Consider the following 12364-nt stretch of genomic DNA (forward strand, 5'->3'; position numbering starts at 1 on the left):
TTATCAGATAGCAACCTTCTTATTGTTCTTATTTTCCAAAAAAGTCTTGCAATCCTTAACTTTTTCCGGATCGTACACATGATATCTCATTTCCCATTCTTCAAGCTGGTACAAAATCGGGAGCAATGCCAATCCTTTCTCTGTGAGTGAATACTCAACTCTTGGAGGAATTTCTTTAAACTCTTCACGAATGACCAATCCATCGGCTTCCATTTCCCGAAGCTGGTCAGTTAAAACTTTTCTGGAAATCACATTAATACGCGCCGCAAGTTCCCCAAAACGCAATTTCCGGTCTTTAATAACCAAAACAATGATCGGTTTCCATTTGCTTCCCAGGGCAGACATTGCTTTACCTAACGGACAGCTGTATTGCATTAATTCATTTTTTTTCATAAAGTTTATTTTAAATTTTGTTGGTCTTTTTTGAACACAAAGGTCACAAAGATTTTTTAAATATGTTCTGTTTTTAAGGCTCACAAAGCCGTTCTACTTATAAGAATGCACAGAGTTTTGATTTCCATTATCAACATTCAAGCTGAAACTATTGAATTCTCTTAACCTTAGTCTCAACCTCAACCTTAACATTACCGTTACCTCCACGTTACCATCATCAGTTACCGCAAAGTTACCACTTTTTTTCTTCGAAAGATACAAATGCGAACTATTATTAGTTACTTTGTGTAACAATTATAAAATGCAAATTAAGAAATGAGCACAGAATCATTATTTAAACCTTTTCAATACAAGAATTTAACATTAAAAAATAGAATCGTAATGGCCCCGATGACAAGGGCACAATCAGATAACGGAGTTCCTACGCAGCAGATTGCAGATTATTATGCGAGAAGAGCAGATGCTGAAGTTGGATTAATCATTTCTGAAGGAACGGTGATCAACAGGCCGGCTTCAAAAAATATGCAGAACATCCCTGATTTTTACGGAACGGAAGCCTTAAACGGATGGAAAAATGTGATTGACGCCGTACATGAAAATGGAGGAAAAATGGGGCCTCAGATTTGGCATGTAGGTGATACGAGAAGCACGCCGGATTATCCTTTGGAGGATATGGAAAAAGCTTCAACGATGACTTTGGAAGATATTCAGGATACGATCGCCCAGTTTGCAGCTTCTGCGAAATCGGCTAAGGATCTTGGTTTCGATGTGCTTGAAATTCATGGGGCGCATGGATATCTGATTGATCAGTTTTTCTGGGAAGTGACCAATACCAGAACAGATGAATACGGTGGAAAAACCATTAAAGAAAGAAGCCGGTTTGCTGTAGATGTTGTTAAAGCAATCAGAGCTGCCGTGGGGGAAGATTTTACTATTATCATCCGTCTGTCCCAATGGAAACAGCAGGATTATTCAACAAAATTGGCGAATACTCCTGAAGAAATGGAAGAATGGCTGTTACCGTTAAAAGAAGCGGGAGTAGATATTTTCCATTGTTCCCAACGAAGATTCTGGGAGCCGGAATTTGAGGGTTCTGATCTGAACTTCGCAGGCTGGGCAAAGAAAATTACCGGTCAGCCAACGATTACGGTAGGATCAGTCGGTCTTAAAGGAGATATAATGGGAACTTTTTCAGGACAGGGAACGGAAAAAGAAGATCTGAACGAGCTAACAAAAAGGCTTGAAAGAGGAGATTTTGACCTGGTAGCAGTAGGTCGTGCGTTGCTGCAGGATCCTGAATGGGCTAAAAAAATAAAAGAACAAAATACCGAAGCACTTCTCGACTTTTCAGCAGAAAGCTTGAGTGTATTATACTAAAGTTAAGGGTCGATAGTGTGAATCTGCTTCGCCGTCAATTTTATTCCAGAATTGACAATCAACTATTCACTGCGAAGAAGATGTCACTGTTGATTATTTTACTTATATCTTGATTACCTATTTAAATTTTTTAACAGCTCCGGCTCAGAACAAAGTTCTGAGCCGGAGTTATTTTTACGGTCAATTTTTTATTCAAGTAATATCATAAAACGTAGCATTAAAGATATGTTGTCAATACGCCATCACTCGGGCGGTCAATACACCGTTGATGCTACGGTCAACATGCTCTTTATCGGGCGGTCAACGGGGTGTTGACTGTACGTCACTTATTTTAGTGCCGGTTTATCTGTTTTAGACAGATTGATACTTATCCGGTTTAAGCTAAAAATAAAACCGTCTTCAAAATTTTGAAAACGGTTTTTACAAGATTTAATTATCTAAAATTGCCATGTGCATGACAAGAATGATCAATTGTTACAGTCCGATACTTTTTGTTGGCTTCAGCTCTTTTTTGATACTCTTAGGAAGAGCATCTTTGTGAACGAGAATTGCAGTAGATTTATATTCTACGTAAGGTCTTGTCACGTAGATGTATCCTTCAAAATCATTCGTTACACCCCATGAGTTTTTCACCATGTAATATTCTTTTCCGCTCTGATCCTTTGCCAGTCCTACGATGTGCATTCCGTGGTCATCGGTTGTTGACAGGTTATTCAAAGCCTGCTGACGCATATCTTCAGTGATGGTTTTATCTTTTTTAGGCTCTGTGAAGAGTGTTGCTTTGTTGTCTTTGTTGATTTGATCGAGATCCATATCAGGTACGTAAGCTACCCCGTTTTTGTAAGAGAAATAAGGCTCCGAAACATCAGTTGCCCAGCCCACAGAATATCCTTTATTCACAGCATTATCGATAATTGCTGTTAAATCTTTCATCGGAACATTCCAGTCGGAATCATGACTCCAGTTGTCAGGGATCGGCACTACGAACTTCTGGTAATATGGATAATCTTTGTAAGAAGAAATTTCCACATAGTCTTCGGGATTGATTCCTACCACTTCTTTAGCAAACGTTTTAGGAGTGTAAGATTTTCCTTCATAGGTAAAGTTAGCAGGAACTTTTCCTAAATACTGATCGAGAATAGCATCTACGGAAGACATCCAGTTATCAGTTAGTTTTCCTTTAGATCCTGCCTGAACAAGACTGTCTAAAACAGGCTTCAGTTTGCCCTGCATTTCAGAGAAATTATTCAAGGTTTGTCCTTGCTTTAAACCGGTGTAAACATCCTGAGGAACGGCTCCGTATTTTTTGTACATATTGATGACATCGTGCAATTCTCCACCATCGCCCCAGCTGATGGCCCCGTTGTTTAAAACATATAATTTTGCTTTGTCGTGATAAGAATTCCTTGCGGTAAAGATCTCTGCAAGATCAACAGGTTTTTTACCCATTCTCTGCATTTCAGATTCCAGGAATGAATTCCCTGAATAGCTCCAGCATGTTCCTGAAGAGCCCTGGTTTTTCACCGATGTTACGCCTACATCCTTCAGTGTAGTGAACTGGAAATTAGCATTTTGAGATTGATTGTTTTTTAACTTGTTGATTAAGTCATCCTGAGCAAACATCATACTTCCTGCAGACAAAACAAAAAGTAATGATACAAATCTGGTATTTTTCATTACTGTAAAAGATTATTTACACGAATAGTCGTGTATAGTAAAGATTTGTTACAAACAAAAAGGTTAAATCTGTTTATGATTTTTTATGAAAAGGTAGATAGATTGATAAAATTTCATAGCCAATGCTTCATCTATTTCGTCCGGTGCCTTATACATTCCGGACAAAGCTTCATATACTTTGGACAAAGCCTTATCTATTTTGGAACATGTCATATTTATTTTGTCCGGTGCTTCATATAGTTTGGAGGATGCCTTATATAGTTCGACGGAAGGCTTATACACTTTGTCCTGTGTCATATATATTCTGTCCGGTGCTTTATATATTTCAGACAAAGCCATAAATATTTCAGACAAAGCATTGTTGTTTTTAAAATGTAAATGATATTTTGGAGATTTCATCAATAAATCTGTTACCTTCAATTAAACTTATTTAATAATTATGGGATTAACGCAAAGTTTAATTATCACTTCGTTTATTTTTTAAGGAAGCAAAGTGTGGCGGCAAAGCCGCTGATAAGCGTGTGTATCCTGCGTACGCTTGATCAGTTCAGTTTACTGATCCTTTCTTTGCTCGCTCTCAATATGTATAAAAAATAGAAAGCTTTGCATTAAAAAAAATAGAAAAAGAAAGCTGAGTGATGGTTTAAATTTTAGTTTAAACATTTATTTTTAAAAAAAGTTTATTATGTTTCCAACCTTTTTAAAACTTTCTGCATCTATGTAGATATAAAGCCTGATTATGGAACGAGAGCTATTATTGGAATGTCAGCGGAACGACCGCAATGCGCAGCGGAAAGTCTACGAACAGATGGCGGGAAAATTATATTCGGTCTGCAAACGATACCTTAAACGTGATGAAGATATCGAAGAAGCCATGGCGGATACTTTTTATAAGATTTTCACTAAAATCGACCAGCTTCATCAGCCTGAAATTTTTGAAGCATGGGCAAGAAAGATTGCAGTAAATGAATGCCTGCAGAAACTAAGAACTGCAAAACATCTGCATATATCGTTCGAAGAAAACCATGTAAGCAATTCAGATATGGGCACAGAAGACATCTCTTTTGAAAAGGATATCCTCAGCCTCCTGAATTTCTTGCCGGAGGGCTGCCGGGCAATTTTCAATCTGTTTGCTATTGAGGGTTATCCTCATAAGGAAATTGCCACCATGCTTTCCATTAGTGAAGGAACCTCGAAATCGCAGCTGAATTTCGCAAGGAAAAAGCTCCAGGAACTTCTTGTCAACCAAAATATTTAAATCTTAAAACAATGGAAAATAATCACGATATCGATAAAGCTTTCAATGAGGCTTCTAAAAACTTAGAAGAACCTGCGACTTTTCCTGGTTTTGACAAAGTTTGGGCGAAGGTTGAAGAAAGATTAGATAAAAAAGAAGAAAAGAAACGGAAAATTATTCCGGTCTGGATTCCTTATGGGATAGCAGCCAGTCTATTGATTGCATCCGGAATTTTTTACTTCACGGACAAAAAACAAAGTAAGCAAATGCAGCAGGAAATAATAGCGACTCAAACGAGTGGTAAGGAGGATGTTTCTGCTGAACCTTTAGCACCGATGCAGAAGATTGACAGTATGGTAAAGATGAATATTCAAAACAAAGCCTTACCTGTTCCTTCTGAAAAAATAATAGCGTACCAGTCAGCTCCAAAATTGAAGACAGATCTTCCGGCTTCTCCGATTTCTGAAATGAGTGCTGCTGCAGTATCTCATGAAGAGGCTGCGCAGGTCGCTGAACAGAAGATGATGGCGATGGATAGTATAAGACGTCAGAACATAGAAGAAGTCATTGCTATGGGAATAAAGAAAGAAAAGGCTTCGATGGGTACTCTTGCATCAGGCCAGAAAGTTTCAAGTTTTAATACGGTGGGAGACACTGCGGAATCTTCTTATCCAAATCTGGCATTTAATCTTAAGGAAAAAGAAACGGAAATTAAATCTTATAATAAAGTCAACACAAAAGCGCAAAAACCGTTAGCATTTAGTCCCGTTACAGAAACCCGTTTGGCCGAAAAAGCAGATACGAGTATGTTTAAACTCACACCGGGGTTACATACCAATGCTTTATCGGCAAGATCGAATAATTCGATCAGTATCCGTGGAACAGTTCAGTCGAATCAGCAGAATCTGATGGTCGTTATTGACGGTAAAGTATCTGATATGGAGACTTTCAGAAATTTAGATTCTAAAAAGATTGAGGCGGTAAGGGTTCTGAAAGCCGAACAGGCGGCTCCATTGTTTTCAGGAGAAAAAGCGCGTAACGGTGTGATTGTCGTTATTACCAAGTCTATTTCAAAAAAAGAAAAGAAAAGGCTTAAAAAGCTCTTTAATGAGAAACTCCTGAAAGAATAATGCTGAAAAATTTTAACAACTAATACTCATTCAATATAAATCTTATAAGAAATTTCTACGGAAGTTTCTTTTTTATAAAGTTTTACTGCAACTTTTTTAATAAAAATGATCCTATAATAAAGTCATTAGAAATTGGATTTAAATTAAAAAACATGTAAGACGTTTCACCGGTAATTATGTAAAACAGCTAAATGTAAAAATATGAAGAAGATCATCATTATTGCTTTATGCAATTTCTCAGTTATTATTCTCGGCCAAAAACCTGTCTTTGCAGAGGCGAATTTAAAGTCGGTCACTCTTTACGAGCAGTCTGCAGAACTGTACAGCAATACTTCATTTAGAGTTTCCAAGGGAAGTTCTGAGGTAGTAATCACCAATATTGCACAGAATATTGATGAGAGCACTATAAAAATAGGTTCCAAATCAAAGGTTTCTATCCTTACTTATCGTTTTACTACAGACGAAAATTTTTATAAAGTAGAGCTTGATAAAAAAAATCCTCAACATAAAATTGTTTTAGACAGCATCTCTCTTATGGAGAAAAAGTTAAAGGATCTCGATTTTCGGAAAACGGCCTTATCCAACAGCATTAATATTTTGGATAAAAATCAAACGATTAATTCTGGGTCTACTTCCTATTCAAAAGAATTGGAAAAACTCATTGATTATTATCAGAAAAAAAGAACAGAACTAAGTGTTGAGCTTGATCAGGCTGAAACTTCGTATTCTGTTGTATCTGAAAAGCTTGATAAGCTGCGTACTAAGTTTGATCTCAATAATCAGGAATTAGAAAAATATCCTAAAGGAAAATTGGTTCTGCAGATTTCCAGTGACGATTCGGCAGAGGTAACTCTTGATATCAAATACAGTATTCGCGAAGCTTTATGGAAGCCTTATTATGACGTTGTAATTCCGGATATAAATTCTAAAACACAATTGCTTTATAAAGCTATGGTTAGGCAAAATTCAGGACTGGACTGGAAAAATGTGGAACTTCACTTGGTTTCCGGATATCCGAACGTGAGAAAGCAGATTCCTTCATTATCTCCCTGGAGTTTATTCTATCAGGAGCCTGTAGTAACTCACACTCCCGGAATGCAGGCTGATAAGGTTGAAAATTATTATGCATCTGCTGTGCAGGAAAAAAGTGTGGCTGACGTTGCCCTTGTAGGTTCAAGTATTTCCAGGAATCAATTGAATGTTGCTTATGATCTGAAAGACTTTTACACGATCTTGTCTAATAATCAGGATAACAGTATCAATCTGGATCGAACAGAAATTCCTGCAACATATACTTATTACTCTATTCCGAGAGTCGATCGAACAGTTTACCTGATTGCAGAATTGGATAATCTCGATAAGTATAATCTTATTAATGCTGAAGCCAATGTTATTTTTGAAAATACCAATGTCGGAAAAACTACTCTCAATGCAGAAAACACAGAAAATAAACTTTTGCTTACACTTGGCGATGATAAGAGGATAAGCGTCAAAAGAGAAATGATTAAAGACAAAACGATGGAAAAGAGTATCTCTTCATCTAACAAAGAACAGCAGTTTGCTTATCAGTTTACAATTCGTAACAACAAAAGTGAAAAGATTAAGCTCAGAATTAAAGACAGAATACCTGTTTCTCAGGACAAGCAGATCATTATAACACTTATAAATAAGGGAGGGGCAACTTATAATGAGGAAACAGGAGAACTGACGTGGGATGTCATATTAAATGCCAACGAAACCAAAAAAATGGAATTTTCGTTTAAAGTCAATTCATTGAAAAACAGAGTTGTATTAGGACTGTAATATTTTAGTGGGAAAAATCTCAAATAAGAATAGTAAATTAAATTATTGTTAACAGGCATTCAGAATAGGATGTCTGTTTTTTTTGTAATTTATTTTCAATAATTATTGAAAGTTCAAAATATTTAATTATATTTGTATAAGATTTAATCAACGATATGAAACTTTCAGAAGCAAAAGAAAAATATATTCAGACCTGGGGTACATTTGCTACCAACTGGGGAATCAACCGGACAATGGCGCAGGTTCATGCGTTGCTTTTGGCGACCGGAAAACCACTGTCTACCGATGAGGTGATGGAAGGACTGCAAATATCAAGAGGAAATGCCAACATGAATCTTCGTGCTTTAATGGACTGGGGGATTGTAAGGAAGGAGTTTGTAAAAGGCGATCGTAAAGAATATTTTGTTGCTGAAAAAGACGTTTGGTTTTTGTTTAAGCAGATTACTAAAGAAAGAAGAAAAAGAGAAATCGAACCGGTAATTTCTTTTTTGGAAGAACTGAAAAATATTGAAGATAAAGACTCGGAAGAAGCAAAAGAATTCATCAAATTAATGGAAGACTTCAGTTCAGTAACCGGAAAAATAAACAATATTATGGATCTTGCCATAAAAAGTGATGATCATTGGCTGGTGGGCAAGATCACCAATTTATTAAAATAGAAAGGGTTTTAAAATCTTTTTTATTTCAGCTTATGTTTCAAAAATTATTGAAAATATAATAATATTAAAAACTTTATAATATGAAACTTACTCTCTTAAAAGCGGAAGTAATATTCCAGTTAGTAGTGAGCCTTATAGGCCTTTTATACGTTATTGTCGATTATTCTCAAAAAAACTCCGGGATGGCATTTTTTATCGCGCTTTTTTATGTTGGTATTTCAAATTTATTGGGATTCTTATTAAGAATTTCTCTTTTCGCAAGCAAATTCAATCAATACTATTTTTTCGGTGTTATTTTGTTTTTCCTCCTATTATATTTTATATCGATATTAACGGTTGAAAATAGAATAGACATGGTGCTTTATTTTATGGGAGTGGGAGGTGTACTTTTTAATATTTACTATCTGCTGTACGGTATTTATCTTATTAAAGCGGCACAGAAAAATAGAGTGGAAGAATAGAATATCTACTTATATCAATTTTGCTTTTTCTATTATTGAGTTTATAGCATAGCTGTAATTATAATTTTAAATAAAGAAAAAATATATAAAAATGAAAACATTCATCTTTAAAATCTGGATGTATTTTACATTCAAACTACAGAATAAAAGAACAAGAGGAGACTTTTTAAACCTTTAAAATCAATAGCCATGAAAACTTTACTGAAATATGATTTAAGCATTCAGCAGACAATAATTCTTCTTTTTATAATAACATTATTAATGCTTGCCATAACGAAAAATGAATCTCTGACTACGTTAGTACAGATTGAATTTTTTCTTCTGGCGATTCTTCAATATACCTTAAACATAGCGAAATTTTGCAATAAAAATTATGCGAGAACGCATTCCAGAATCATTTATATTTTTGTTTCCACGTATGTGGTAATCACTTTTTTACTGTTTATTTTGTGCCTTAGTCTCAAGTATACGGTTCTCAACAATTTCCTTGAGTGGATGCCGGTTTCCTGGCTCGCTGCGTCGCCTGTTTTGATTATACTGTCTCTAAGTATTAGTTTTTCTGATCGGGAAAGCAAGAATTTAAAGACAACTACAAAAAATGAAAACTCCTAAAATAACGCGAGCGAAGCGAGCGTCCAAACAGTTAATAATAGAAATTAATACTGTAATTATAAAACTAAAGCAAAATGAAAATAATCATCGCTGCCGGAACAGGTTTTCTCGGCAAGAACCTTGAAACATATTTTACAGATAAGGGTCATGAGGTTATTATTCTTACCCGAAGTTCAAAACGCTCAAATGAATATCATTGGGACGGAGAAACCTTAGGAGCATGGAAAAATCTTCTTGAGAATACAGATGTTTTAATTAACCTGGCTGGAAAGTCAGTCGATTGCCGGTATAATGACAGAAACAAGAAGGAAATTTTTGATTCAAGAATTAACAGTACAAAAATTCTTCAAAAGGCTGTCGATCAATGTGTAAATAAACCGAAAGTTTGGCTAAATGCCAGTTCAGCAACAATTTATATCCACTCGGAAACGCATCTGAATACTGAAGAAAATGGAATTACTGGCGATGATTTTTCGATGAATATCTGTAAAAGCTGGGAAAAAGAATTTTTCAAACAGGAAACAGAAAATGTCAGGAAAGTTGCTTTACGGACTTCTATCGTGCTAGGGAATAACGGCGGTGCCTTTCAAAAACTTAAAATGATTACCAGATTAGGTCTGGGCGGAAAGCAGGGTAGAGGAAACCAAATGGTAAGCTGGATCCATATTCATGATTTCTGCAGGGCTGTTGAGTTTATTATTTATTGTGAAACTATGTCAGGTTCCGTTAATGTAACCGCTCCGAATCCTTTATCCAATGAGCTTTTCATGGATAAGCTGAGAAATGAAATGAAAATTCCATTTGGCTTAAATGCTCCCTTCTGGCAGCTGGAATTTGCTTCCCTATTTTTGAAAACCGAAACCGAATTATTATTAAAAAGCAGAAATGTTTATCCTGGAAAGTTAATGCAAAATGGTTTTGGGTTTTCGTATCCGGATATTGAAGGTGTGTTTAAGGATTTATTATCACCCAGAAGGATTAATTGATTTCCGAAATGTTTATTTCATCAACATTTGCCAAGTTATTCTTATAGCAAGTTTGTTCAAGTACATCAACTATATTCTGTGGCAGTTCTTTTAACTTTAATGGATTCTTTGGACTTGTCACTAAGTGATAAAAAGGTTCTAAGAAGTTATTTGGATACGTTTTATCAAAAGAATATAATCCCTTTTTTGTCATAAATTCATAGTCTTCCAAATATCTTTTACTAACCCCTGAACCAAATATTTTAATCAATATATTGTCTAATTTTGGATTGATTATGACCTCTGATATTTCAGGTAAGCTTCTAAAATAACGTGCTAATATTTGACGCTTTTCTTCAGATTTCGCTACTGAATCAGGTAACTTCCCACCACCAGAAGCCATGAATCCCACATATTCACCATCTGTAAAAAAACAATCCATATCCATTGTTTGTTGTTCTATTTCTGTTATCATCATAATTTAATGTTTTTTAATTGACTAATGTCTGAGTAATTTATCTAAAGGATTTATACATCCATCTTGCATGAGATACCCTGCTTTATATTTAATTTGTTATTTGGTATCTTAATTTCATGGTGCTTCAATTTAGAAAGGATAGTGATTGTTTTCTTCAAGAACTTCTGCGCTGCCACTGGTGTTTTTAAAGTAACTCAGGCGCACTGAACTGCGTTCGTAGCCTTCGTAAAAGCTCCTCTTTTACTCGTCTATCCAAATGGTCTGTATAGGTGTAAATATATTGATTATTTATATTAACATAAATAAAAACAGCTGATTCAAATGACCATCTGTTTTTTATTAATTTTATTTAAAATTCTCTATGTTAATGTCGAGCAATAAACAGAGACAACACATCTAAAACATGACCCAACATGACCCCAGATTTATATATTATTAATTATAATATCTAATTCTTCATTATTAGCATATGATTCGTTAAGCATTTTTAAAAGCTCATTTAATAAAAATACTAGTCGTCCTATTTCAGACATTCTATAGTTGATTCTATAAACTTCGTATTTAATCTAATTTTTTCATATCGAGTCGAATATTTTTGAAGTTCTTTATCACTAGGTTCTTTATACCATTTCTCTAATATTTTATTTAAATAGTTCTCTAAAACATTATGTAAATCTTTTATTGTATCTTTTGAAAGTGTATATTTTTCAAATGCATTTTCATCTTTAATAAAAAACATAAAAAAATGTGAAAATAAATAATACGAAAAGGTAGAATCAACAATTATTTCCGAATTCTTATTTTTTAAAATTATTTTTTTCATTTTGGTAATATATGATTAATTATTTGTCCTTGAGAGTTATAGACTTTCAAATGAACCTTGGAAACATTTATATGTATAGCTTTAAAAATATCTAAATATGTATTTGCTACATTGGGGCTAGGAATGTAATGACGAGATAAATTATTAATACTTACAATACTACCATTTCTCATTTTTAATTCCCCTGCTGCAAAAACGTCGGCTCCTTTTGACAAAAAAGTATGTTTTCTGCCTAGTAGTGTTTCTCCTGCTTGAGTTATTACAAAATCAAGCGTTTCTGAAGCTTTCGTATTGCCATTCATTATTACTTGTTAATTAGTTATTGATCCCAATAATTTTCCTTCTGTACTTACTGGTAGTGTATTCTTTAGTAATCCCTTTTCAGCTGCCAAAATTTTTAAAGCACCATCACTATTTTAGTTACCACCATTAAGGGTAATGCAGCTAGATTCATTGCTTTGTTATCCGAAGATGAGAGCATCATTCCTATACCTTCCCAAATCGCAAACGGATCTCCGGGGCTACCCATATACTTAATAGGCCCATCACTTCTCACCCATGCCATCTGATCGAAAGGCAAATTTGCTTGATTCCAAGCAGCTCGCATTGCATCAATACCATTGTAAAGAATACCATGGTTGATGTTGTATGTACTTATAGCACCTCCCCAGTATTTTGCACTTCCATATCCATTGAGAACAAGCTCAGGTAAATTGATATCAACATTATCAGGACTAAAAGAGTAACTT

The 12364-nt window shown here is 34.9% G+C and carries 15 protein-coding genes; 8 read left to right on the top strand and 7 right to left on the bottom strand.

What is annotated here, in order from left to right; translation table 11 throughout:
* Window positions 1–3: 3 nt before the first annotated feature.
* The gene (locus BMW64_RS19975; RefSeq protein WP_090002412.1) at window positions 4–393 is read right to left on the bottom strand and encodes a winged helix-turn-helix transcriptional regulator; all 390 of its coding nucleotides are present in this window, start codon (window positions 391–393) and stop codon (window positions 4–6) included.
* A gap of 315 nt (window positions 394–708) precedes the next feature.
* Here BMW64_RS19975 and BMW64_RS19980 point away from each other — a divergent pair, with 315 nt between their 5' ends.
* Complete coding sequence (locus BMW64_RS19980; RefSeq protein WP_090002414.1) at window positions 709–1770, top strand: NADH:flavin oxidoreductase; 1062 nt, start codon at window positions 709–711, stop codon at window positions 1768–1770.
* Window positions 1771–2244: 474 nt separating this feature from the next.
* Here BMW64_RS19980 and BMW64_RS19985 read toward each other — a convergent pair whose 3' ends face one another.
* Entirely contained in the window at window positions 2245–3447 is a 1203-nt protein-coding gene (locus BMW64_RS19985) for a C1 family peptidase (RefSeq protein WP_090002417.1), read from the bottom strand.
* Between the two features lie 63 nt (window positions 3448–3510).
* Window positions 3511–3846 (bottom strand): hypothetical protein, encoded by a 336-nt coding sequence (locus BMW64_RS19990; protein ID WP_143052745.1) that lies wholly within the window; start codon window positions 3844–3846, stop codon window positions 3511–3513.
* 340 nt (window positions 3847–4186) lie between these two features.
* Between BMW64_RS19990 and BMW64_RS19995 the strand changes: the two genes are divergently transcribed.
* The 7 genes from BMW64_RS19995 to BMW64_RS20025 all read left to right on the top strand — a co-directional run bounded on the left by BMW64_RS19995 (window position 4187) and on the right by BMW64_RS20025 (window position 10335).
* The gene (locus BMW64_RS19995; protein WP_090002421.1) at window positions 4187–4705 is read left to right on the top strand and encodes an RNA polymerase sigma factor; all 519 of its coding nucleotides are present in this window, start codon (window positions 4187–4189) and stop codon (window positions 4703–4705) included.
* Window positions 4706–4716: 11 nt separating this feature from the next.
* Window positions 4717–5814, top strand: a complete 1098-nt coding sequence (locus BMW64_RS20000) for a Plug domain-containing protein (RefSeq protein WP_090002423.1) — start codon at window positions 4717–4719, stop codon at window positions 5812–5814.
* Between the two features lie 201 nt (window positions 5815–6015).
* The gene (locus tag BMW64_RS20005; protein ID WP_090002425.1) at window positions 6016–7617 is read left to right on the top strand and encodes a DUF4139 domain-containing protein; all 1602 of its coding nucleotides are present in this window, start codon (window positions 6016–6018) and stop codon (window positions 7615–7617) included.
* A gap of 155 nt (window positions 7618–7772) precedes the next feature.
* Window positions 7773–8276, top strand: coding sequence for a GbsR/MarR family transcriptional regulator (locus BMW64_RS20010; RefSeq protein WP_089860010.1), 504 nt, complete (start codon window positions 7773–7775; stop codon window positions 8274–8276).
* Between the two features lie 80 nt (window positions 8277–8356).
* Window positions 8357–8737: a hypothetical protein gene (locus BMW64_RS20015; protein ID WP_090002427.1), complete on the top strand. Its 381-nt coding sequence runs from the start codon at window positions 8357–8359 to the stop codon at window positions 8735–8737.
* Window positions 8738–8926: 189 nt separating this feature from the next.
* The gene (locus BMW64_RS20020; protein ID WP_090002429.1) at window positions 8927–9349 is read left to right on the top strand and encodes a hypothetical protein; all 423 of its coding nucleotides are present in this window, start codon (window positions 8927–8929) and stop codon (window positions 9347–9349) included.
* Window positions 9350–9423: 74 nt separating this feature from the next.
* On the top strand, window positions 9424–10335 hold the full coding sequence (locus tag BMW64_RS20025; RefSeq protein ID WP_090002431.1) for a TIGR01777 family oxidoreductase: 912 nt from the start codon (window positions 9424–9426) through the stop codon (window positions 10333–10335).
* On the opposite strand, the gene BMW64_RS20030 is transcribed toward BMW64_RS20025, so the two are convergent.
* The 4 genes from BMW64_RS20030 to BMW64_RS20810 form a co-directional block, all read right to left on the bottom strand.
* Entirely contained in the window at window positions 10328–10792 is a 465-nt protein-coding gene (locus BMW64_RS20030; RefSeq protein WP_090002433.1) for a hypothetical protein, read from the bottom strand. The two genes, BMW64_RS20025 and BMW64_RS20030, sit on opposite strands and share 8 nt — an antisense overlap.
* Window positions 10793–11312: 520 nt before the next feature.
* Window positions 11313–11615 (bottom strand): hypothetical protein, encoded by a 303-nt coding sequence (locus BMW64_RS20035; protein ID WP_090002435.1) that lies wholly within the window; start codon window positions 11613–11615, stop codon window positions 11313–11315.
* On the bottom strand, window positions 11612–11917 hold the full coding sequence (locus BMW64_RS20040) for a hypothetical protein (RefSeq protein ID WP_090002437.1): 306 nt from the start codon (window positions 11915–11917) through the stop codon (window positions 11612–11614). Before BMW64_RS20040 ends, BMW64_RS20035 begins: the two co-directional genes overlap by 4 nt.
* Before the next feature lie 95 nt (window positions 11918–12012).
* Window positions 12013–12364: hypothetical protein (locus BMW64_RS20810; protein ID WP_177175336.1), on the bottom strand; the 352-nt coding region annotated here is incomplete at its 5' end.

It is taken from the genome of Chryseobacterium taichungense (assembly GCF_900109935.1).
In the GTDB taxonomy this organism is placed as follows: domain Bacteria; phylum Bacteroidota; class Bacteroidia; order Flavobacteriales; family Weeksellaceae; genus Chryseobacterium; species Chryseobacterium taichungense.